Origin of the sequence: Candidatus Thiodiazotropha endolucinida (assembly GCF_001715975.1) — a bacterium.
GTDB lineage: Bacteria > Pseudomonadota > Gammaproteobacteria > Chromatiales > Chromatiaceae > Thiodiazotropha > Thiodiazotropha endolucinida.
The window spans coordinates 52,784-74,491 of the sequence record NZ_MARB01000003.1 but is presented as its reverse complement, the minus strand read 5'-3'; the positions used below and the strand labels follow the sequence as shown (position 1 = coordinate 74,491).

The 21,708-nt window shown below is 53.2% G+C and carries 21 protein-coding genes; 10 read left to right on the top strand and 11 right to left on the bottom strand.

Annotated elements, in window-relative coordinates; all coding sequences use genetic code 11:
* The first annotated feature begins 96 nt into the window (after nt 1-96).
* Nucleotides 97-2,955 carry a cadherin-like domain-containing protein gene (locus tag CODIS_RS02970; protein ID WP_069121247.1) on the top strand — a complete coding sequence of 953 codons (2,859 nt, stop codon included), beginning with the start codon at nt 97-99 and terminating at the stop codon, nt 2,953-2,955.
* A gap of 344 nt (nt 2,956-3,299) precedes the next feature.
* Nucleotides 3,300-4,208 carry a DMT family transporter gene (locus CODIS_RS02965; protein WP_069121246.1) on the top strand — a complete coding sequence of 303 codons (909 nt, stop codon included), beginning with the start codon at nt 3,300-3,302 and terminating at the stop codon, nt 4,206-4,208.
* Here the strand turns inward: CODIS_RS02965 and CODIS_RS02960 are convergent.
* The 6 genes from CODIS_RS02960 to CODIS_RS02935 all read right to left on the bottom strand — a co-directional run bounded on the left by CODIS_RS02960 (nt 4,166) and on the right by CODIS_RS02935 (nt 9,076).
* Nucleotides 4,166-5,440: a TRAP transporter large permease gene (locus CODIS_RS02960; RefSeq protein WP_069121245.1), complete on the bottom strand. Its 1,275-nt coding sequence runs from the start codon at nt 5,438-5,440 to the stop codon at nt 4,166-4,168. The genes CODIS_RS02965 and CODIS_RS02960 overlap by 43 nt on opposite strands.
* Nucleotides 5,437-5,925 carry a TRAP transporter small permease gene (locus CODIS_RS02955; RefSeq protein WP_069121244.1) on the bottom strand — a complete coding sequence of 163 codons (489 nt, stop codon included), beginning with the start codon at nt 5,923-5,925 and terminating at the stop codon, nt 5,437-5,439. The genes CODIS_RS02960 and CODIS_RS02955 overlap by 4 nt, the downstream gene beginning before the upstream one ends.
* A gap of 55 nt (nt 5,926-5,980) precedes the next feature.
* A complete protein-coding gene (locus CODIS_RS02950) occupies nt 5,981-6,283 on the bottom strand; it encodes a cupin domain-containing protein (RefSeq protein WP_069121243.1) in 303 nt (100 codons plus the stop codon).
* Nucleotides 6,284-6,472: 189 nt separating this feature from the next.
* Nucleotides 6,473-7,477 (bottom strand): TRAP transporter substrate-binding protein, encoded by a 1,005-nt coding sequence (locus tag CODIS_RS02945; protein ID WP_069121242.1) that lies wholly within the window; start codon nt 7,475-7,477, stop codon nt 6,473-6,475.
* A gap of 247 nt (nt 7,478-7,724) precedes the next feature.
* Nucleotides 7,725-8,633, bottom strand: coding sequence for a TRAP transporter TatT component family protein (locus CODIS_RS02940; protein ID WP_235615112.1), 909 nt, complete (start codon nt 8,631-8,633; stop codon nt 7,725-7,727).
* Between the two features lie 80 nt (nt 8,634-8,713).
* Nucleotides 8,714-9,076 (bottom strand): cell division protein BolA, encoded by a 363-nt coding sequence (locus tag CODIS_RS02935; protein WP_069121240.1) that lies wholly within the window; start codon nt 9,074-9,076, stop codon nt 8,714-8,716.
* Between the two features lie 328 nt (nt 9,077-9,404).
* On the opposite strand from CODIS_RS02935, the gene CODIS_RS02930 reads away from it, so the two are divergent.
* The gene (locus CODIS_RS02930; RefSeq protein ID WP_069121239.1) at nt 9,405-10,757 is read left to right on the top strand and encodes an alanine/glycine:cation symporter family protein; all 1,353 of its coding nucleotides are present in this window, start codon (nt 9,405-9,407) and stop codon (nt 10,755-10,757) included.
* Nucleotides 10,758-10,806: 49 nt separating this feature from the next.
* Nucleotides 10,807-11,931, top strand: a complete 1,125-nt coding sequence (locus CODIS_RS02925; RefSeq protein WP_154722993.1) for a S1C family serine protease — start codon at nt 10,807-10,809, stop codon at nt 11,929-11,931.
* 8 nt (nt 11,932-11,939) lie between these two features.
* On the opposite strand, the gene CODIS_RS02920 is transcribed toward CODIS_RS02925, so the two are convergent.
* The 4 genes from CODIS_RS02920 to arsC all read right to left on the bottom strand — a co-directional run bounded on the left by CODIS_RS02920 (nt 11,940) and on the right by arsC (nt 14,053).
* Nucleotides 11,940-12,260 carry a BolA/IbaG family iron-sulfur metabolism protein gene (locus CODIS_RS02920; protein WP_069121238.1) on the bottom strand — a complete coding sequence of 107 codons (321 nt, stop codon included), beginning with the start codon at nt 12,258-12,260 and terminating at the stop codon, nt 11,940-11,942.
* A 110-nt stretch (nt 12,261-12,370) separates the two neighbouring features.
* Complete coding sequence (gene hda, locus CODIS_RS02915) at nt 12,371-13,051, bottom strand: DnaA regulatory inactivator Hda (RefSeq protein ID WP_069121237.1); 681 nt, start codon at nt 13,049-13,051, stop codon at nt 12,371-12,373.
* A 4-nt stretch (nt 13,052-13,055) separates the two neighbouring features.
* The gene (wrbA, locus tag CODIS_RS02910; protein ID WP_069121236.1) at nt 13,056-13,649 is read right to left on the bottom strand and encodes an NAD(P)H:quinone oxidoreductase; all 594 of its coding nucleotides are present in this window, start codon (nt 13,647-13,649) and stop codon (nt 13,056-13,058) included.
* A gap of 56 nt (nt 13,650-13,705) precedes the next feature.
* Nucleotides 13,706-14,053, bottom strand: a complete 348-nt coding sequence (gene arsC, locus CODIS_RS02905) for an arsenate reductase (glutaredoxin) (RefSeq protein WP_201259004.1) — start codon at nt 14,051-14,053, stop codon at nt 13,706-13,708.
* Between the two features lie 200 nt (nt 14,054-14,253).
* On the opposite strand from arsC, the gene CODIS_RS02900 reads away from it, so the two are divergent.
* The 3 genes from CODIS_RS02900 (at nt 14,254) to CODIS_RS02890 (ending at nt 17,270) form a co-directional block, all read left to right on the top strand.
* Nucleotides 14,254-15,486 carry a virulence factor BrkB family protein gene (locus tag CODIS_RS02900; RefSeq protein WP_069121235.1) on the top strand — a complete coding sequence of 411 codons (1,233 nt, stop codon included), beginning with the start codon at nt 14,254-14,256 and terminating at the stop codon, nt 15,484-15,486.
* 156 nt (nt 15,487-15,642) lie between these two features.
* Complete coding sequence (locus tag CODIS_RS02895; protein ID WP_069121234.1) at nt 15,643-17,001, top strand: SGNH/GDSL hydrolase family protein; 1,359 nt, start codon at nt 15,643-15,645, stop codon at nt 16,999-17,001.
* Nucleotides 16,998-17,270: a hypothetical protein gene (locus CODIS_RS02890; protein ID WP_069121233.1), complete on the top strand. Its 273-nt coding sequence runs from the start codon at nt 16,998-17,000 to the stop codon at nt 17,268-17,270. The genes CODIS_RS02895 and CODIS_RS02890 overlap by 4 nt, the downstream gene beginning before the upstream one ends.
* A 42-nt stretch (nt 17,271-17,312) precedes the next feature.
* Here the strand turns inward: CODIS_RS02890 and CODIS_RS02885 are convergent, their stop codons facing one another.
* On the bottom strand, nt 17,313-18,968 hold the full coding sequence (locus CODIS_RS02885; RefSeq protein WP_069121232.1) for a hypothetical protein: 1,656 nt from the start codon (nt 18,966-18,968) through the stop codon (nt 17,313-17,315).
* A 365-nt stretch (nt 18,969-19,333) separates the two neighbouring features.
* On the opposite strand from CODIS_RS02885, the gene CODIS_RS02880 reads away from it, so the two are divergent.
* From CODIS_RS02880 to CODIS_RS02870, 3 genes are read left to right on the top strand one after another with little or no spacing between them, the layout of a single operon-like run.
* On the top strand, nt 19,334-19,816 hold the full coding sequence (locus CODIS_RS02880; protein ID WP_069121447.1) for a TlpA disulfide reductase family protein: 483 nt from the start codon (nt 19,334-19,336) through the stop codon (nt 19,814-19,816).
* Nucleotides 19,817-19,827: 11 nt separating this feature from the next.
* Entirely contained in the window at nt 19,828-20,367 is a 540-nt protein-coding gene (locus CODIS_RS02875; RefSeq protein WP_069121231.1) for a thioredoxin family protein, read from the top strand.
* 21 nt (nt 20,368-20,388) lie between these two features.
* Nucleotides 20,389-21,705 (top strand): TolC family protein, encoded by a 1,317-nt coding sequence (locus CODIS_RS02870; RefSeq protein ID WP_069121443.1) that lies wholly within the window; start codon nt 20,389-20,391, stop codon nt 21,703-21,705.
* The last annotated feature ends 3 nt before the right edge of the window (nt 21,706-21,708 follow it).

Here is a 21,708-nt window from a genome sequence, read left to right as displayed (position 1 = left end):
TCAAGCTAATGGGAGGTGGAGGCGGATCAGGGTAGGTCCAGGGTTTATTTGATTTCCAGTTAATGTTAAGGGGCCTCTTTCATGTTTAAGACGCTTATGTCAAAAACAACAACTTTCTCACTTATTCTGCTCCTCGCCATACCGGTATTAACATTTGCCAAAGGCAAACCTGCGAAAACTCTGCGTATCACCAATGCAACCTATGACGGCACACTCACAGTCACAGGTGGCCGTGCATCCAGAAATGGAGATGTCGTCGTCAGCAATCCCAACCCTGATGTCAGCCAGTCCTGGTCGACAACCAGCAACAGGCGGGGCAGACGGGTACTGAGCGTGGCTGATCCGCAACCTGTGCCCTGCCGGGTGAGCGCTAGCGATGGAGCCAATGAAGCCAGTGCGGATGTGGTCGGCGCTCCCGATGACTGCGATGGGACGGTGGTGGTCAACACGCCGCCGACCGCGGTGGACGACAGTGCCGAGACCGATCTCAATCAACAGGTCGTAATCGACCTGCTGGCCAATGACAACGATGCCGACGGCAGTCTTGATCCGGCCAGCCTCGACTTCGTTTCCCTGCCAACCAACGGCAGCCTGAGCGACAACGGCGATGGTACGGTAGTCTATCAGCCCGATACGGACTTTTTCGGCAGCGATAGTTTCGACTATCAGGTATCAGACGATCAGGGCGCTCCGTCCAATACCGCGACGGTGAGCGTAACGGTCAACGATCCGCCACCACCGCCACCGGTCGATCCGGTCTCGATCAACTCCACAAGCGCGAACACCGCATTGCCTGCATCGCCGGTGACTGAACGGCCTGTGGCAGCCTCCAGTGAATATAAAGTGCTTGCCGCCAATGACCTTGGCATGCATTGCGCCGACCTCGATTATCAGGTCTTCAGTATCCTGCCTCCGTTCAATGTCATCCATGCCCAGGTGGTAAGGCGTGGTGTCGGCAACAGTGCGCCTCGGTTGATGGACGACAGCAATATCGATCTCTATTACTCTGCCGCTTCGAACGCTGATGATCCTGCCTTGACAGACGATCCTGTATCGCCGGTCTTCAAGTCAAATTTCTGGGCCGATCCCGACATGGATGGCCGAACCTTCGGTTTCGATACCTATGAACCGCTCTTCTTCGGCCTGTTGCTGCCGAGCGATGTTTCGACCCAGGATGTGGGATTGCCGGTCCCTGACAGCCACCTGTTGCGTGACTGCCTGGTCGGCTACCTGGACGGTACTGCGGACGCAGCCACCACGCGCCAGGCATGTGCCATGGTGCAGCAGAACATGCCGGGTCTGTTCGTACCCTTCTCCGATAATCAACCGCAGAGGTTCAGTCGTTTCGATGTGAATATCAACTTCTTCAACGAACTGTTGGGTGGTGTGGGCCTGGGTGGCCTGATCCATGACGTCAACTGGTTTGCGGCGGATGGTATTCCGATCATGCCGGTGGACGATCAGGGTCGCTCCAATCCCTATCCTTTAATGCGGGTCGAAGCGATCGATCGCGGATCACAGGCTCAGCTCGCCTCCACCGATATCGTAGTGCCGGTAGCATCGGAAGCCGACTGTCAGACCTGTCACGCCACTGCGCTCGACTGTGCCTCGGTACCGGCCAATCCCGCTTTCGAGTGCGACGGTAGCGCTCTCAATCGCACCGCCGACTGGAATATCATGAGCATCGATGGGGACGCTGAAGGTGTCATGCCGCCGGGTGACAACGACCTGCAGCGGCTGCTGAACACCGCCAAGGTCAATATCCTGCGCCTGCATGACCGCAAACACGGCACCGATCTGGACGCCTCGCGTCCGGTGCAGTGCGCCACCTGTCACTACACCCCGGCCCTCGATCTGGCACAGCTGGGTCCCACGGACTCCCCGGGTACCAGCCAGACAGCCCATATCACGATGTCGCGGGCGATGCACGGTCATCACGGTACCATCCCGGCCGATCCGAACCGGCCTTTCGATGCGGTGACCAACAATCTGTTCCCAGACATGCCGGCGCCGGATGATCCCATGCGCCATGCTCTGGCGGTGGACCACTTCCCCCAGGCAACGGACGAATCCCAGACCGTCACCGAGTATGTGCAGGAGAAGACCTGTTACACCTGCCACCCCGGCAAGCGTACCCAGTGTCTGCGCGGTGCCATGGCTGCGGGCGGCGTGGTCTGTCAGGACTGTCACGGTCAAGCCAGACACGTGGGCAACGATTTCTCCGAGAATCTGGCCGGCACACCCTGGCCCGAAGGCGCCAATCTCAACAAACGGGTGCCCTGGGCCAGCGAGCCAGGTTGTCAAAGCTGCCACACCGGTGATGCGGTCAATCCGAATCATCCTGCCGGCGCCATTGTCGCGGATGACGGCATTCGCCTGCTGCAGGCCTTCAATCTGGTGCCGGGCAGGGATCCCTCAGGGGTAGAGGACGGTACCGAACTGGCTATCGCCCACAGTGCACCGTGCTCCCGTTTCGCCGAGAACGAGACCCTCTACCGGTTGAGTAAGGGTCACGGTGGGTTGATGTGCCAGGCCTGCCACGGCAGCACCCATGCCATCTTCCCCAATCCTATGCCGAACGCCAACGACAATGTGGCTTCCAATCAGCTGCAGGGCCATGCCGGCACCATCATCGAATGCGATACCTGCCACGATCCAAGCACCTTTGAAAATGGCGGATCGTTGGAACTGACCATGAACGGTCCTCATGGCATGCATCCAGTCGGCTCCTTCCGTTGGAATAAGTCCCATAAGGAGGCACGCAACAGCGGCGGTCAGAATTGTCGTGCCTGCCATGGAGCCAATGGCGAAGGCACGGTACTTTCGGCCATGTCCACCGATCGCATGCTGTTGTGTAAAGATGAGAAAGGAACGATGTGCAGCAACGATGACTACGCCCTCTTTCCCAAGGGGCATGAAGTAGGCTGCGCCGACTGTCATGAGAAGAAACTCTGATCGACAGGTCTTTGTCGGATAGTTGTTTTGGTTTGCCCATTCCATGACGGAATGGGCAGGCCCCATGTTACCCCGGTACTACCGAAAGATGTATAAGCGCGACGGGTTTCGTCAGTTACATAATTTTCCCTTGACCTTCTCTTTGTGAGCATGCATGCTCAACTTCATGAACAACATCCACCAGGCAAAGATGACCATTAAGCGCCGCCGTCTACCCGTATGGGCAGTCGCCGTTTCATCTGCGTCCGGGAGTTTGATGCGAAGTTAGCAAACACCTAAACAAGTTTTTACAAGGCCGCAGATGACATCATCTGCGGCCTTTTTCGTTATAGGAGGTAAATAAAATGTCCGTACCGGCCGCCTATCTTGGGATCGTGCTGATTTGGGGTACCACGCCGCTTGCCATCAAGTGGAGCGGCGAGGGTGTCGGCTATCTGTTTGGCGTCACCGGCCGCATGGTGATCGGCGTCATCCTGGCGTTGTTGGTACTGCGCATGATCGGTCAGCCTCTGGTATGGCATAAGCGTGCGCGACACACCTATCTGGCGGCGGGCCTGGGGATATTCATCGCTATGACTGCTGTCTATTGGGCATCCCAGTACATACCTTCGGGATGGATATCAGTGGTTTTCGGGTTGTCTCCGATCTTCACAGGCCTGATGGCGAGGTTATGGCTGCAGGAGCCTGGGCTCGACCTGCAGCGTTTTGTGGCGGTATTGATAGCGCTGATCGGGTTGGCAACGATCTTTAGCGTGGGTGTTGAGCTCGGTGTAAGCTTTGTCATGGGGCTGAGCGGTGTATTGATCTCGGTGGTCACTCACTCTGCCAGTGCGGTATGGGTGAAGCGTATCGATGCTCAGATGCATGGCCTGGTGGTGGCGGCCGGGGGGCTGCTGGTGGCGGTGCCTCTGTTTCTCCTGAGTTGGTTCCTGCAGGGTCAGAGTTGGCCTGTGGTTATCGAACAGCGAGCCCTAACATCGATTATCTATCTCGGTGTCGTCGGTTCGGTACTTGGGTTTGCCCTCTACTTTTATGTTTTGCGATATGTGGAGACAACCAAGGTTGCGCTGATAACACTCATGACACCGATAATCGCACTGTTGGCCGGGAAGTGGCTGAACGCGGAGCAGGTGGACACGAGCGTATGGCTAGGTACAGCGCTGATTATGTTGGGACTGGCAGGGTTTGAATTGGGTGGTCGGATACGTACTCAATTGCGATTGAGCAAGGCCAGCGAGAGTGTCGGCCAATAGGTGATAATCAATACCGCGCCAAACAGAAGGGCAAACCAGGGAAGGGTGGCGCGGTATATTTCAGCAATGGGTTTATCGAAACGATAACTGGCAATGAAGAGATTCATGCCAACCGGTGGGGTGAAATATCCGATCTGCATGTTCGCCAGAAAGATGATCCCTAGATGGACCGGATCGATTCCATATTCAATAGCTACAGGCAGTATCAGCGGGACCATTAACACCAATGCAGAGAAGATATCGAGCAGGGTGCCGAGTACCAGCAGAAAGAGGTTCAGCAGTATCAGGAATGTGAGCGGGTCTTTGACCCGCTCATTTAACCATTCGAAGAATTGGTTCGGAACATCCGCGTCGATAAGGTAGTTGGTGGATGCCATCGACATTCCCAGGATGACCAGGATGCCGCCCACCAGCAGCATCGCCTCACGCATCACCTTGGGCAGCTGTTTGAGGGGTATCTCTCTGTGGATGAAGACCTCGACGACAAGCACGTAGACCGCGGTGACAGCGGCTGCCTCGGAGAGCGCGAAATAACCGCTATAGATTCCGCCAAGAATAATAATCGGCAAGGGGATTTCCCATACTGCCTCGCGTGTGGCCGCTCTTGCCTCGGTGAGTGTAAATTCGTTCAGCGGCAGGTCCCGTCCTGACCAGAGCCCCCAGGCAAGGAGTATCAACAGCATCAACAGACCGGGAAGAAGGCCCGCGAGAAACATCTCATCGACAGTGATGGAGCCGCCAATCCCCAGCTGCTGGGCCACGACGGCATACAGGATCAGCGGTAGGGCCGGGGCGAACAACAGCCCCAGACTACCGGATGTGGTGACCAGTCCAAGACTGAAATCCTGCCGATATCCAGCCTCCCGCAGGGCGGGATAGAGCAGGGCACCCAGCGCCACGATAGTGACACCTGAAGCGCCGGTAAACGCCGTGAACAGGGCGCATGCCACCAGGGCGACAAAGGCCATGCCTCCGGGAACCCAGCCAAGCAACGCCTGGGTAAGTCGTACCAGGCGGTGGGGGGCGCCGCTCTCACTGAGTAGATAGCCGGCAAAGGTGAACAGCGGGATGGCCAAAAGTACCGGCATCTTTGCCAGTCGAAAGAACTCTATGACCACAACTGACAGATCGATATCGGATCGATGGAAGCCCCACAGGGCGCTGGCGCCGACAATGGTAAAGAGTGGCGCACCGAACAACGCCAACAGGATAAGGCCCGCTGCAATAATCATTCACCTTCCTTTTGCAGCAGTTGCAGGGGAATGTTGAACAGGAAACGTAGCGTCATGATGCCGAAGCCAATCGGTATGATGATCTCGCCCAGCCAGGCCGGCAGACTGGCGAACAGTTTAACGCCATCCAGCCATTCCATGTAGACGAAGCGTATGGCGTGCCAGGTGATGATGCCACAGATAAAGGCGCTGAAAAGGTTGTTGATGAACGACACCGCAAAACGACTCCGCTTCGATAATCTATGAGAGAATAGATCGATTCGGATATGGCGATCCTCCCGGGTGGCGGCGATGGCGCCCAACAGAGCAAGCCACAAAACCATGATGCGCAAAGTAGGATCGGCCCATACCAAGCCACTGTCGAACAGATTGCGCAGTACTATCTGGCTGGCTGCAAGCAGAATCGTGGCGCTCAAAAGGATCGCCATCAGGCCATCTTCGAAAAGCAGTATCAACTGTTTAATGCGCTTCACGGTGAGTAACATGGTGCTTGCTCGTCTATCGAATGGCTAGGGCCTGTTAACACTAATCCAGTCTGAATTAAAGGATATGGACGGCAAGCCATATGCAGTGGGGCTGATGGCTGGTGGTCAAAACCCTGTGAGCGGTATTGGCCGGTATCAGTACACTATCTCCCCGATAGAGGGTGATCTCCCGGTCACTCATTTCCAGCTTCGCGCTCCCCTGTAAGACGCAAACCCATTCGTCGTGGTGCTGTTGCGATACTTCAGTGACAGTGTCAGGTGGGCTGAGTATGCGCTCAATTGTGACATTCTCGCTTTCCAGTAAGGTCTCGAAAATCTCCTTTTCTTCTACTGCCTTGTCGGGTTTGAAGAGATTCATACCAGTTTTTTGGGATTATGTTTGTGGTCAGATGCCTGAAAGACAATCCAGACGGATCGAATCGAGCTTGTGCGTTGCAAGCTTGATTGCACTGCAGCTATTGGGGGATACAGTGTGGATCATTGACTGAAGTGTTCGTGCTGATTGAGCTCTAAGTGTAGTTCATATTGAGCAGTATCGGAGGAGAATCTAACGGGTCAATGCGATCTGTCGGTACTGCTGAATCAGGGATTGCATCCTGTTCAGCATCTGTTCGCTAAAGATACTCTCTTTACTGAGTTTTCGCAGCGTCTTGCCAGCATGGGCTTCCCACGCCTGTTGTTGGACTGTGCTGGGGCTGATGAATTCGACTCCCTGTCTTTTCAGGACAATCATGGCTTGTTCATTGTCGGTGCGATTTTGACGGTCAATCCTGTCGAAAGCGGATTCGAGAGTCTGTTTTACTATGGATTGGTCCGATTGCCGGAGCTTGTTGAATGCATTCTCCTTCAAAACCAGCGTGGCATAGAGATAGGCGAGCGGTACCTGTGTCAGATAACTGACCCGGGTATGCCATTGCAGTGCGATAGCCCCGATAGGAGCGCTGGCAACGGTATCAATGAGTCCGGTTTGCAACCCGGTAAGTACATCGGTCAGGGGTAGGGGAACCGGTGATATGCCCAATTCCTGAAACATGGAGGCATTGACCTGATCACCTTCAGGAATCCAGATTTTTAAATCTTTCATGTTTTCAGTGGACGTAACCGGTGAATTCGAGAGCAGATAGGCAAACCCCCCCTCACTCAGGCCGAAGCTGATATAACCCTGCTTCTTGATGCCTTCGATGATCTGGGGATCCATCACCTGACGGACTGCATCGACTTCCTGAAGATTGCGGAACTGAAATGGAAGGGTATATACCTGGGCGTCTTTGTAGATACTGCTCAAGCCGCCACCGGTAATGGCACCGCCATGCAGTTGACCGATGCGGATCTTGCGCAGGACACTGCTGTCATTGCCCATGACACCGCCGGGATAGAAACGGATCTTGACTCTGCCGTCGGTCTGCTGCTTGATCTGCTTCGCTGCCGCCCGCATCTCTTTCATCCAGTTTGTACCATCCGGCGCCAGGGTGGCGATTTTCAAAGTGGTGCCCGCCTGGCTCATGGGATTCAACAGGAGCAGTAGCAGCAGTGTGTTGATCAAGCGGAACATGGCGCATTCCTTATTACGATTTCGGTGGTGTGATCAGTGTCCATCATATATGCAGCTTTCACTACAAGGCTGTTTTTGAACATATACAGTTTTATGTACGTTGTCAGACCGCAAACGGACGCAAAGTTTCTGAGCCTGATCTCACTTACCCATTATCCCTGATTTTGCGTGGGGAATCGGAGCCGGCCGGGGTTGACGTGAACCGGTTCCATCCCGGTCGCAATAACCGTGAGTGTCAGAATCCGCACTAAAAATAGTCATCTTCAAGCAGCTGTCTGGCCTGTTGTTGAGCCATGACATTACTCAGGGTAAGCCCGGGTTTTATCGGATCCGCCTCGATGATTTCGTTTAACAGTCTATCGTGAAGTGTTTTATCAAAAACCAAACGGGCATAGTGTCGAGCAAATTCCAGTTTTACAATCAGGTCATCTCCCGCAGAGTAGTTTAAGGCCTGTTCGAAATGGTGACGGCCGACCTCTGGTTTACCTCCCAAGGCTGGAGGAATCTGACTCTTGATCACACCAAGATAGAGCTGAGCCCGCCCACGTTCATAGTCCGGCTCTAAAGAGATTATGTGTTCCAACATGGCCTGGGCTTTGGCGAGGTCTGCAATGGCGTTCCAGTCGTCGCTATGGGCCTGGATCCAAGCCGCCCAGCTGGTGGCGTAGAGATAGAGCCCCTGCAGGTCCCCATTGCCTGCCTCATGAATTCCCTGCTTAAACTGAGCGTAGGGCCCGGTTGCCTTTTCACAGATGGCGGGTCTCGTCTGGCACAAACCACGAGCGGCGTATTCCAGAGCCTTTCGGGTCAGGGTTTTTTGCCGATTGGGGTCAGTCACCATTCCACCGGCGTAGGCACTGTAGAGTCTAGCGCCGGCATATAATAGTGATTGATCATCGGGATCCTCTTCAATCAGTGAGTCGAGGAGAAGGAGGTAGGCGGGCGCGCCGGATCGCACTATTTCAGGGTCCGTCTGATTGAGCATTGCATTGGAGAGATTGGCGGCCAGCCGATCCGTGGCCATGGAGACACAGCCACTTAATAGGGATAGTGAAATCACAAACAGAACCAGCTGAAAAAACTGTCGATCAGATATACGGCGCACAGGGGTTGTCATGCGCTGCAGGATCAGATTAGTTGTAACTCGTCCGTACACACCGGTACCTGACTTGTGGGTAAATAGAAGCGTGGATCGTTCGACAGTCCGAGCCGGTTTGTATAAAAGCCCAATCGGTATCAGCGGTGTTTTTTACCTACCTGCTCCATGTGGTGCAGCCAGTTATTGAACATGACACCAATGGAACCGCTGCCGGCACGGCGCCCCTTGAAGGTATGGAAACAGCTCTCATCCTCATCGGCGAAACGCGCAGCGCCGATGTTCAGACACATATAAATGATGAAGATATCGAACAGCAGCAGGGCTATTGCGATCGGCACATGGATAACGGCATCTTTTTTCAGCCAGCTGACAATCGGTGTATGGTAGGCAAGGACAATGTAGAGGGTGCCGAACAAGAGCGCTACTGCAAGCAGAGAAAAGATATCCGCCAGACGTTCATGTTTCCGGGTGTACCCTTTGAGACTTTTACAGACTGACATGGGTAGAATCCAAACACGAGTTGAGTAGAGATATCGAGAGATTAACCGGCAACACGCATGATCTCAAGTCGATTTTACGGCAGATCGAGGTTTCTTTTTGAATTCAGTAACCTGGGGTGTGTATAGTGGGCTGCGTGAAGGCTGAATTCCTGTAGCGTATAGTCTGTGACAGGTTCTGGTTGCGTAGATCAGGCTTGCGGGTGTGCAGTTTAAGACATGAAGTTAGCTTTACGGGTATCGTTATCAGTCGTTGGATATGCCCTTACCGGTATGGGGTGACTTTTAATAAGCTTCTGATATCAAAAGCAAAAATCGAGGGGTGTGAAGGGTGGAGAGTCTGATTGAACTGATTAAGGGTCTGAACAGCATAGTTTGGGGCCCATTGATGCTGGTGTTGATTCTGGGCACCGGACTGTTTCTCATGCTCGGTCTGAAGCTGATGCCTCTGGCTAAGCTGCGGTATGGCTTTCGCATGTTGTGGCAAGGTCGCGAGGGGAGGGGCGCGGGTGAAATCAGCCCGTTCAATGCCTTGATGACATCGCTCTCCGCGACCATAGGAACAGGCAATATTGCCGGCGTGGCGACCGCCATCGCCCTGGGTGGGCCTGGCGCGTTGTTCTGGATGTGGTGTACGGCCCTGGTCGGCATGGCGACCAAATACGCCGAAGCTGTACTTGCGGTGCGGTTTCGTGAGGTGGACGAGAACGGTAACCATGTGGGCGGGCCGATGTATTACATCAAGAACGGATTAGGCGCAAAATGGGCCTGGCTCGGTGGCCTGTTTGCCATCTTCGGCGCCCTGGCGGGATTCGGTATCGGTAACACGGTGCAGGCCAATTCGGTGGCCCACGCCTTGTCTGGGAATGATGGTCTTCAGATCGCCCCCTGGGTGACCGGGTTGGTGATGGCGGTATTGGCCGCATTGGTACTGATAGGTGGAATCCGCCGTATCGCCGAGGTGGCGGGTAAGCTGGTGCCCTTCATGGCCATAGCCTATCTGCTTGCCGGCGTGGTGGTATTGATTCTCAATGCAGGCGCCGTACCCGGCGCGGTGGTGGAGATTGTCAAGCAGGCGTTTACCCCAACCGCCGCCACCGGCGGATTTGCCGGCGCGGCGGTGTGGGCTGCGATTCGCTTCGGTGTGGCCCGCGGTATCTTCTCCAACGAGGCCGGCCTCGGCAGCGCCCCCATCGCCCATGCTGCGGCAGCGACCGACAACCCGGTGAGACAGGGTACGGTGGCCATGCTCGGTACCTTCATCGATACCCTGATAGTCTGTTCCATTACCGGTCTGGCTATCATGGTGACCGATGCCTGGACCAGTGGCGAGACCGGTGCGGCGCTCTCTTCGCTGGCCTTCGAGCGCGCACTCCCGGGTATCGGCGGTTACGTAGTCTCCTTTGGATTGGCGATATTCGCCTTTACCACAATACTTGGCTGGAGCGTGTACGGTGAGCGTTGTGTGGAATACCTCTTCGGTGTCCGCTCCATCACCCCCTTTCGTGTGGTCTGGGTGGTGATGATTCCGATTGGTGCCATTGCCCAGGACCAACTCAATTTTGTCTGGTTGATCTCGGATACCCTGAATGCCCTTATGGCGATCCCCAACCTGATAGCCCTGTTATTGTTGAGTCCGGTAGTGTTCTCTCTGACGCGGGATTACTTCAGCCAGCGTGATTGAGCACCCTCCAGGTCTGGATTCATGAGGAGGAGTTGAGGTATGCGGTCTCTTGAGTGATCCGAGTCTGCGACGTATTCAGCTGATCTTCGGCGGCCTGTTGCTGCTGATATTAGCCTGGACCTTCCTGCCACTGGCCGAGCAGTGGCTGGCGGGGCTTACCTCAGAACCGCGCCAGGTCACACCACGAGGCGATTTGGCGTCAGATGAGCAGGCCACTGTAGAGATATTTCAGCAGGCGAGCCCCTCGGTGGTCTATATCACCACCCTGCAACGGGTGCGTAATCCCTGGACACGGGATATCTTCAGCGTGCCTCAGGGGGCCGGCTCGGGCTTCATCTGGGACGATCTCGGTCATCTGGTGACCAACCACCATGTGATTGCAGAGACAGCGCAGGCCAATGTGCGACTCAACGATGGACGCAGTTATCAGGCCATGCTGGTCGGTAGCAGTCCCGATCACGATCTTGCGGTGCTGCGGATCCGGGTCCCTTTTGACCGGCCGCCGCCGGTGCCCGTCGGCAGCAGCAGCGATCTGAAGGTAGGGCAGAAGGTGTTTGCCATCGGCAACCCCTTCGGGCTCGACTACACGCTGACAACCGGCGTGGTGTCGGCCCTCGACCGCTCTCTGCCCGAGAGTCGCAGCGGGGTTGCCGTCGATCATCTGATCCAGACCGATGCCGCCATCAATCCGGGTAACTCCGGAGGACCCCTGCTCGACAGTGCCGGCCGGCTGATAGGAATCAACACGGCCATCTACAGCCCCTCGGGGGCCTATGCCGGGATTGGTTTCGCAGTGCCTGTGGATACGGTAAACCGGGTGGTGCCGGAACTGATTGCCAAGGGGCGCTATGTCAGGCCATCACTTGGGATTTCGGTGGACGAGGATGTCAACCGCACTATCCTGAGCAAACTCGATCTGGAGGGGGTGCTGGTGTTACAGGTGACCGCCGGTACCGCGGCCGAGACAGTGGGTCTGCGCAGTACCTTTATCGATCCCAATGGGGATCTGGTGCTGGGTGATGTGATTCAGGCGATCGGTGGCCGTCCGGTGACCACGGTCAATGAACTGTTGGGTCGGCTGGACGATTTTCATATCGGCGATCAGACCACCATCTCTATATGGCGCAACGGTGAGGAACTTGAATTGACAGTGGTGTTGCAGCAGGGCAATTAGGCTCGAGCTCAACCCCGATTCGAACCTCCAAGGCATGGTGGTGAGTCCGCTACCTTGCCTCCCTGGTCAAACCAGTCTTCCGGGGTTAGGGTGTGGAGCGCGAGGGCGTGTACACCTCCCTGCAACTCCTCCGTCAGCACTTTGTTGACTCGCCGATGACGGTTGATCAGCTTCTCTCCCTTGAAGGCGTCACTGACGAGCACAACCTTGAAATGAGATTCCGAGCCCGCCGGCACATTGTGCATATGGCTTTCGTTGACAACCTCGAGATGCAGCGGTGCGAACGCGGACGCCAGTTTAGTCTGTATAGTCTCCTGGATGGTTGTCATATCACTACCTCGGTCATCGTTATGTATGGAGAGTATGGCCAGGCTGGCCCAAGCCCTTAAGATGCAGCAGGGCCGGCTGTAACAGTGTTTACAGCCCCAGTATACTCCATTTACAGTTTCAGGATTTCACGTACAAATGGTATGGTCAGCCGCCTCTGAGCGGCCAGGGATGCCTGGTCGAGCCGTTCAATGAGCAGAGACAGAAAGTGGATGTCCCTGGGTGTACGCTGCAGCAAAAAGTTGGCGATCTCCACGCTCATGGTCATGCCCCTTCGCTCGGCATTGCTGATTAACAGCTCCAGGCGCTCGTCATCATTCAGGGGAAACAGTTGGTAACAGGGTCCCCAAGTCAGTCTTGAGGCCAGATCGGCGAGTTTCAAGGGCAGTTTTGCGGGTGGACGGTCGCTGGCGACGATCAGTTTCGCTGCTCTCTCCCGTAGTTGATTGTAGAGATTGAAAATCGCCAATTCCCAATCATCTTTACCCGCCAATACTTCAAGATCGTCGAGGCAGACCATGGAGAATGCCTCAAGTCCCTCCAACATGGCCGGCTCAAGACCATGCTCGGATTTAAATGGCAGGTAAGCGGGTTGACCTTGCTCCTGTTGTGATTGGTGGCAGCAGGCCTGGAGCAGATGGCTCTTGCCGCAGCCTGATGTGCCCCATAAATAGATAAACGGGTCCGATCCACTGCGCAGGCGGGATACCGCCTCACCATTTCGTCCGCTGATGAAGCCGGAGAAATCAACACTGGGTCGGATACTGAGGCTTAATGGAAGCTGAGCTGGCATGGGTTCAGGATTTCAGGCGTTTCACGGTCTCTGCCATACGTCTGCCCTGGGTCTTGCATATGCGTTTCTCTTCATCGCTCACCGGCAGCTTGCTGTCACCTCCGGCCAGATGACTGGCGCCATAGGGTGTGCCGCCGCTTTGGGTATGCAGCAGTGCGGTTTCACTATAGGGAACGCCCTGTATCAACATTCCGTGGTGCAGCAGGGGGAGCATCATCGACAGCAGGGTGCTCTCCTGTCCGCCGTGCAGGCTGGATGCTGAGGTGAAAACCGAGGCAGGTTTGTCGATCAGGGCGCCACTCATCCAGAGTTGGCTGGTGGTGTCGAGAAAATATTTCATGGGTGCGGCCATATTGCCGAAACGGGTTGGACTACCCAGTATCAAGCCATCGCACTCGCGCATATCGGTCTCACTGACGTAGGGAGGGCCGCTTTCGGGAATGGTGTCTTCAGTCGCTTCACAGAGTGCGGAAACTTCGGGAACCGTGCGTAACCTGGCTGTGACACCCGGTATCTCCTCGACACCTCGTGCAATGTCGCGCGCCATTTCGGCTGTGGCGCCGTGGCGACTGTAAAAGAGAATCAACACTTCTGCCATAACTGCTACCTGTTGCTTTACCTATACGGCCGATATTTAATTCAGCCTGTTTCTGTTTACAGAATATCCAGGACCTTTTCAGGTGGCCTGCCGATTGCAGCCTTGCCGTTTTGAATGACAATGGGGCGTTCAATCAGTTTGGGATTGGCGATCATCGCATCAATCAACTGGTCCCGACTCAGGCTCGGATTGTCCAGTTGCAGTGCCTTGTATTCCTTCTCCTTTGTACGCATAAGCTCCCGTGGCTCCAATCCGAGCATATCGAGAATCTGCCCAAGGGTGGCCTTGTCTGGCGGCGTTTTCAGATATTCAACAACATCTGGATCGATACCCTGGTCCTGTAACAGTTGTAGGGTCTGTCTGGATTTGCTGCAGCGTGGGTTGTGGTAGATCTCAACACTCATAATCGATGACCTCCTGTTAGGGTCGGTTGGATGAGTGCTAACAGGCCCTAGCTCTGTTGTGTCTGACAATGCACCATCCATCAATAAACCGGCGTGGCGGTTTGCCTCAAACTTAATTTGCCGTCATTGTATCCATACAGAGAGAATGGCTCCAGAAGCGGTTCCATAAAATCGATATTGAAAAAACGTGGAATTCAGTGATGAACCAGAAAAATTTTAGTGGTAGGGGATTCTCGGCGATCCGGCATATCAATTCATTCCTGCGCCTGTGGCTGCACCATTTCAGCCATGATGGGGGAATTCAGCATGTGGCTGCATTGACCTATACCACACTTCTCTCACTGGTGCCGTTGATGACGGTCATGTTTGCGCTGTTATCCATATTTCCCGTTTCTGACAGAATCTCGGAGCAGATCGAAAACTTCCTGTTTCAGAATTTCGTTCCCGCAGCCGGTGAAGCTGTACAGCAACACCTTAAAAATTTCAGTCAAAAGGCAGCTCAGCTTACCGGAGTTGGTTTTCTGTTTCTGATTTTGGTGGCGCTGCTGCTGATGAGTAACATCGACAAGGCGTTCAACACTATATGGCATGTCAGGCGAAAACGTTCGCCGCTTGCTAAGTTTACCGTCTATTGGGCAATTCTCTCGCTGGGTCCTATATTGATCGCGATTAGCGTCGGTGTGACCTCTTATCTGGTCTCGATTCCCTTCTTCAGTGAGGCTGAAACAGTGGTGATGGTGCGCTCAAGGTTGTTGGGTATGATGCCGGTCATGATTTCGGCACTCGCCTTTACATTGTTATATGCCCTGGTCCCCAACCGGTCTGTTATGCTGCGCCATGCACTCGCAGGTGGAATCATAGCTGCACTTTTGTTTGAGGCTACAAAAAGGGGGTTTGCACTCTATATCACGACCTTTCCTACCTATGAGGCGATCTATGGAGCGCTTGCCGTAATTCCCATCTTTCTAATCTGGGTTTATCTGTCCTGGCTGGTTACCCTGTTGGGGGCGGAGTTCAGCTATTGTCTGGGTATCTACCGCCATGATTGGCGTGAAAGAATGGGGCAGCGTGGGGACAGGTTTTTACTTGCTGTGAAAATACTCCACCAACTACGTGAAGCTCAACACCAGGGTGTGTCGATCACAACTCGCCAGTTGCAGGAGCAATTGCAGCATGCCACAGAAGAACAGTTGGACGCTATACTCCTCTCATTGCAGAGAGCCCGTCTGGTATTGCATACGGATGATAAGGGTTGGGTGTTGGCGCGAGATCTCAGGGAGGTCACTGTGGCCGAGTTTTACAATTCCGATGCCTATGTGTTGCCGGATGACAACCAATTGAAAATGGCCCCGGATACCCTGGGAAAATTGCTTACAAAGATCAATTGCAATTTACAACAGACAATGAATTTGCCATTGGACGATTTTCTATAGCATTCTTTAAAAGTGGGAATAAACCCCCTATAGTGTGATCTGTAGGTAGATTGCACTTCAATATGGCTTGTATGTCTGCCGTCGCATTGATCGGCCTATTCCGCAGCTTTTGGCAGGCATGCAGTCCGTATGTCAAATCAATGGATGATATGTCCCATGACAGTACACACAATTGTCAGCGAAGAAGGTCCGTTTTATGGCGACGGCGTTACCACAACATTTCCGTTTTCCATCGCACTGTTCAATTCCGGGCAACTCAGGGTAACCAAAATTACCAGAGTGGGTAATGAAGAAGTTTTGACGGAAGGCGTTGACTATACGGTTAATCTGAACGCGAATCAGCAACACAATCCGGGCGGGGAGATCGGATACACAGGTATAAACGGCCCCTTACTCAGTGATGAGGCGTTGCATATCAAGCGTGTGGTCGATCTGTTGCAGCTGACGGATCTTCAAAGTCTGGGTAGTTACGCACCCGAGGAGATCGAGCACTCACTGGATAAATTAACCATGATCGCTCAACAGTTGAGCGATGATGTGGCAACTATAAAGAATTCACTTGCCTTAACTGAGACCGTTAAATTTGCCGTCTTAGGGGCCAGTGAGACAGTATTTCCGTGGCGACAGACATGGGTGGACCTCATTGATGACGCATTTAAATCCGAAGGTCTTAAGGTTAATGTCTTTCATTCCGGGACAGGCGCCCTGACCCATCATCTGGCGATGACGCAACCCGATGCTTTAACCGGAGAGACCCGGGCCGAGCTGACGAGTGAAAGCGATCCTGACGTGATCATATTAGAATTGGGGATAAATGACGCCATACTTTCCTTCGGAAATCGATCGCAGACTGAGATGATTGCAGATGCCAGGGCGTTGTACGGGTTTTTCAGGGATAACAATCCACGAGCATTGATTCTCTATTCCAGGTTGGTGCCCTATGATGAGGAAAAGCATCGTCAGGTTGCGGTGGAGAACATAAAGAAAAAATATTGTGTGCCGTTTCTGCATCAGACCTCGGGAATGCCGGGTGAAGAGAACCTATATACCTCCGAGCGTGCCGAAGTCGAGAAGATAATTTCACCCGAGATGCAGGGTAGGCTCAATAACTGGCGAGCCTTGGATGCTGAGTGTCAGGCGTTGGCGGATGTCTCAATCGATACTAGCTATTTTCAAGTGGCGAGATTGGGTCTGCTTTCTCATGATCGTTTTCATCCTACATCACTGGGCCATTACTTTATCATGAGTCGTGTCTGGAATGCTTTTCAGAGAGATGCAACGATCAGGGCGGCAGTTCCCGAACTTGGCAGGATCAGAGTTCTGGGAGACTTCACTAACTTTGAACTGTTATGGAGGTCTGTGCTGAAAGTGGACTCGGAAGGAGATGGTTACGTCGTTGACCCGGCCTTTTTGTCAGGATTTGAATATCCGATGTGGATGAACATCTACGGTGATACCAATCTGATCTACTTCATAGAATATTGGGCAAATCAACAGCGCCTACAATCGATGTGACCAATAGTATCGATAAATCCGGCAACAGCATGTTTCTGGTGATGATGAATGATCTATGGCCGAACCTTGAGATCGAGACCAAGATATGGATCGAGGGTGATAGTGAACCCTCTGCATGGAACAGGGCATCGCCCAGACAATTGACATCTTCAACTGGCGGTCACATCAGTTCCCAGCAGAATGTCAACCTGCCCATTGGCAATTGGAAAATAAAGTATAAAGTCGGCAACGATGTATTTGGGCCGTTTGACGTTGCCATTACCGATTGATGCAACTGCACCGATTGGATTGGTTTTTAACAGGCCCTGGAATCAGGCGTTCTTGATTCGGTATCTTTCGAATCTTGATGTCGTCTCAAGCAGTTGTAAAGGTGTTACGCTGGGTGCCGGGATCATCTCTTCAACACGGTATTCATGGCCGATGATGAAGAATTTTTTCGGCACGATAAGAGAGCTGCGGTGAGTATGGCCCTGATCGATAAAGATGGCCGCTCGATCCTTTGACGGTTGCGATGTTTGTTGTTGATTTGTCCGGCGCAAGGTAATAGGTTCGATCTTTCCGAGAATAAACTGTATCCCTATTTCCAACAGATTCTCGTTACAGTTCAATGCACGCTTTATAATGCCGATTTTCCACTCATTCTCATGTCTTTGCTGGTGAGTGGAAAACAACACCAACTCTCCGACAAGGGGCATATTGACGCTGCTTTTTGAGATCTTGAGCGCCACACCGGAACGGCTTTGATTTGTGCGTATCGCCGTGAATTGATGTGTGGAATCTGACTCTTCTCCACGTTGAATGCCGCTGAGTTGAGTCATATCGATCTCTTCATCATCAGTCTGCGACGACACGCTTTTTCCTGTGAGATAAGCGTATATAGCGTCAATGCCAATCCATATCATAACCTGTCCGGTGGTGGAGTGACGCTCACTGTCGCGTTTCAGGCGGATGTGCCAGGACTTCAGCATTCGCGCCATCAGATTAGTGGATTCCTGCATGCTCAATTTCACCAGGGCATCCGGTTTTCCCTGTTCAGATCTTTCCATCTGTCTGAGTTTCTGGTGCAGCTGTTTACTGACAGGAGTGAGATCGAACAGGGTAAAACGGGGTTGTGTCAGATTGTTCAGACACTCAGGATGAAAAAGGTAGGGTGGTACCTCGCCCAAGCGGTCGATGACATAGTGTCCAGTGGTTTCCGTCTCTTGGGTAGGGGCCGAGATAAGAGCATTTCCAGCCAGCGTGTTGAGATACTCGAAACACAACCGCGGCTCACTCTCCTGCAGATGGCAGGGATCGAGCAGTAACAACAGGAGAAAACGATTGTACTGATGGGATATGGTGGCATATTCCGGTTGTTCCTGATCCGCGTCTTCGATTTGATTGTGTTGGATCTTTTGCTCTTCAGCGTAGGTCACCAAACGTGTTACATCCCGGTACACTCTCCCGCTTCTGCAGTCAAAATCCTCACATGCAAGCAGGTACTCCTGGACGAAATACTTGATCGCATAGTAGATCGTATGGCTGAGGCGTTGCAGGTTTTTCCTGCTGGCCTTGTTGCTGACGCATTCATTAGCGATATGGCAATGTCCAAAGGCCATCTCCAGTATTACCTGACGTATCAGATGAACTGGTGTTTCCGACTTACGCTGCGCATGACTATGGGCCAGTCTTATGCAGGGCGTTGTGTAGACCGCCATCAACTCCTCACGCTTTTTGACCTGTCCCGGATACCGGTTGAGACGGCTTAGACTGGTGAGCACCGTTTCCGCCAACTGTGTTTGGTTGGCAAAGGGTAATGCCGTGGCCCATTGGCGAAGCAAGGCGGGATCGGTTTCCACCAGGGGATTTTCAAACGGATCCTTTTGAGGCACAAAAAAAAGTGCCTGGGAGGGTGGTGCGCTCCTGTGGGAAAAAAAATCAAACATGGTGATCTGAATGAGTGTTCCTTCGAGCCCTTGCTCAGACACCCACTATATCATCCCGGTTGAGACGCGGAATAGTCCTCATCTGGTTAAATTGTTGGTGTTTTTGATCAAACATGCCTTCAGGAGAGTAGGAGGTTGTTGGGATGCTTTAAATTAATTCAATAAATACAGTTGCATAGGTTGCATTATAGGAAAAACGTTTTGATACAAAAGGGCATTCAATGAGATGAGATCCGGAATGCCGGTCAAATGAGGGGGTTCTACGATGGATTCCATAATATTGTGGTTTTCATGAATTGCACTTCCTGGAATTTACCCTGAGAATGCAGGTCAGAGAAAATTACCGGAACCTGTGTGATGTATTTGAGCCTGGCAGGCCGGTCATTGATAGAAATATGGAGAGTAATATGTCCCTGATGAGTCTGTTGCTGCGTGCGCTGGGTATCTTTGCGTTATCGCTTTTATCGATCACGGCAACGGCGGAAACGGTGGATTTCGAATTGCAGGGATTGGATGGTAAAAGTTATCGCCTCTCTGACTACAGGGGTAAATGGGTATTGGTGAATTATTGGGCGACCTGGTGTCCTCCCTGCCGTGAGGAGCTGCCTGAACTGGAAGTTTTTCATAATAATCATAAGGATAAGGATGCGGTCGTCCTGGGTGTAGCCATGGAACGTATCGAAAAGCCACGCTTGAAGGCCTTCGTCGATGAACAGTTTCTCAGCTATCCCATTCTCATGGCGGAGCCGGCGGCACGGACAGAACTGGGAAGGGTGCCGGGTCTGCCCACTTCCTTTCTGGTCAGTCCTAAAGGTGAACTGGTCGCCCGTCAGGTGGGGCCACTGACCATGGAAGATATCGAGAGTTTTATCGATACCATGCGCGAGTAAGGAGAAAACAGATGTCACGGTATCTCATTTCAATTGCCTTGCTGCTGCTTCCGTTCGCTGATATTGCCGCCGCAACACGGGATCCGGGAGACCATTTTTTCGACCAGTCGTTAGGTAACTTCAGCGACGAACTGGAGGTGGCGAGGGATGAGGGCAAAAAGGGGGTGCTCATCATGTTTGAGATGGACGAGTGCCCGTTCTGCCACCGGATGAAGACCCGGGTGCTCAATCAGGTCGATGTTCAGGACTATTTCAAACAACATTTTCTCATCTATACGGTAGACATCGAAGGGGATGTTGAGATTGCTGACTTTCGCGGCAACACCATGAAGGAGAAGGACTTTGCATTCAAGCAATTCAGGGTCAGGGCTACACCGGTATTCGGATTTTTCGATCTGGAGGGGAAGATGATCGCCCGGTTTACCGGGGCTACGAATGATGCCCAGGAGTTTTTGTGGTTGGGAGAGTTCGTCGTCAATGATCACTACAAGACGACCAATTTTTCGCGTTACAAGCGTGAAAAGAGAAGAGCGCTGCGCAAAGTTAGATAGGTAATGTTTTATTGCATGCTGATGAGTGGGAAAATTCCTTCGCCACCTATGCGAATGGTAAAGTCACTGCTGCTTATACCATCTTTGTTGCTAGGCCATCTTGCCCATGCATTGGAGCCTCTACCCTCACCACTGACATTGCAATATGCCTTGGAACTGGCCGATCACGCACATCCCGAACGAAGCTTGATAGAAGCCGATCTTGCACAAGCCCGGGCTTTCGCTGAACAGGTTGCCGCAGATGACGATGCCCATCTCGCATTGACTGCGGAGTTGCGAGTCATCGATCCGTCTGACATTGCAGCAGACGATTCCAGAAACGACAGCTTGGCCCGACTCAATCTGAGCAAACTGCTCTATGATTTCGGTCGTACCAGTCATGCGCAAGAGGCGGCCGAGGCTGGACTGACATCCCGGCAATGGCAATTACTCCAGGTCAGACAGCAACGTAGACTGGATGTCATGGCAAGATTTTTCGATGTCCTGCTGGCTGACCTCGAGTTTGCCAGAGATAACGAAACACTCGCCATCGACTACATACGCTTCGACCGGGCGCGTACGAAAAATGAGTTGGGAAAGGTATCCGATGTCGACATGTTGGAGCTCGAGTCCACCTACCAGCAGTCGCTGCGCAAGATGACGGCAAGTCAGAACAGGCAACGCATCACTCGCTCGCAGTTGGCAATCAGCTTGAATCGGCCGCTGGATCTGCCGGCCGAATTGGAGTCTCCGCAGTTTGGCTCATTGGGGGAGCTGCCGGAAATCGAGATACTGGTTGAGAAGGCGTTGCGGGAGAATCCGAAAATCAGGGCCCTGCAGGCCGAGCTGCGGGCGGCGAAGAAACAGCTCCAGGCCAGTGAGGCAGAAGACAACCCGGTATTGCGTGCAGAATTGGAGGCCGCCGCATACCAGCGTAGGTTGGGGGGACGCAATCCTTTGACAGCGGCCCTGGTGATCGAACTACCGCTCTATCAAGGTGATCGGGTTGCATCGGATATTGCGGAGCAGCGGGCGCGTGCAGATAGGAAACAGGCCGAACTGGCAGCTTATGAACTCGTTTTGCGGCAACAACTCTTGGACTTCTGGATGGAGTTGCAGAGGTTGAAGGTTGAGCGCCAGGGATTGCAGGTGACAGAAGATTTTCGTGATCTCTACCTGGATCGTAGCCGCACACTGTATGAACTGGATATGGCGGCGGATTTGGGTGATTCCATGTCCCAGATTGCCGATATACAACTGCAGCGGGCAAGAAATGATTATCAGATCCATTTGACCCATGCCCGTATCAAAGCGCTTACAGGCGATCTTTTGACGTCGCCTGAAAATAAGAGTGAGTGAATG

Coding starts and splice junctions, on each gene's coding strand:
- hda (WP_069121237.1), bottom strand. CDS start 13,051: ATGCCAGCTCAGCTTCCATTAAGCCTCAGTATCCGACCCAGTGTTGAT.
- CODIS_RS02875 (WP_069121231.1), top strand. CDS start 19,828: ATGTCACGGTATCTCATTTCAATTGCCTTGCTGCTGCTTCCGTTCGCT.
- CODIS_RS02935 (WP_069121240.1), bottom strand. CDS start 9,076: ATGTCAGTCTGTAAAAGTCTCAAAGGGTACACCCGGAAACATGAACGT.
- CODIS_RS02895 (WP_069121234.1), top strand. CDS start 15,643: ATGACAGTACACACAATTGTCAGCGAAGAAGGTCCGTTTTATGGCGAC.
- wrbA (WP_069121236.1), bottom strand. CDS start 13,649: ATGGCAGAAGTGTTGATTCTCTTTTACAGTCGCCACGGCGCCACAGCC.
- CODIS_RS02880 (WP_069121447.1), top strand. CDS start 19,334: ATGTCCCTGATGAGTCTGTTGCTGCGTGCGCTGGGTATCTTTGCGTTA.
- CODIS_RS02970 (WP_069121247.1), top strand. CDS start 97: ATGTCAAAAACAACAACTTTCTCACTTATTCTGCTCCTCGCCATACCG.
- CODIS_RS02920 (WP_069121238.1), bottom strand. CDS start 12,260: ATGACAACCATCCAGGAGACTATACAGACTAAACTGGCGTCCGCGTTC.
- CODIS_RS02870 (WP_069121443.1), top strand. CDS start 20,389: ATGAGTGGGAAAATTCCTTCGCCACCTATGCGAATGGTAAAGTCACTG.
- CODIS_RS02955 (WP_069121244.1), bottom strand. CDS start 5,925: ATGTTACTCACCGTGAAGCGCATTAAACAGTTGATACTGCTTTTCGAA.
- arsC (WP_201259004.1), bottom strand. CDS start 14,053: ATGAGTGTTGAGATCTACCACAACCCACGCTGCAGCAAATCCAGACAG.
- CODIS_RS02965 (WP_069121246.1), top strand. CDS start 3,300: ATGTCCGTACCGGCCGCCTATCTTGGGATCGTGCTGATTTGGGGTACC.
- CODIS_RS02960 (WP_069121245.1), bottom strand. CDS start 5,440: ATGATTATTGCAGCGGGCCTTATCCTGTTGGCGTTGTTCGGTGCGCCA.
- CODIS_RS02950 (WP_069121243.1), bottom strand. CDS start 6,283: ATGAATCTCTTCAAACCCGACAAGGCAGTAGAAGAAAAGGAGATTTTC.
- CODIS_RS02900 (WP_069121235.1), top strand. CDS start 14,254: ATGAACCAGAAAAATTTTAGTGGTAGGGGATTCTCGGCGATCCGGCAT.
- CODIS_RS02945 (WP_069121242.1), bottom strand. CDS start 7,477: ATGTTCCGCTTGATCAACACACTGCTGCTACTGCTCCTGTTGAATCCC.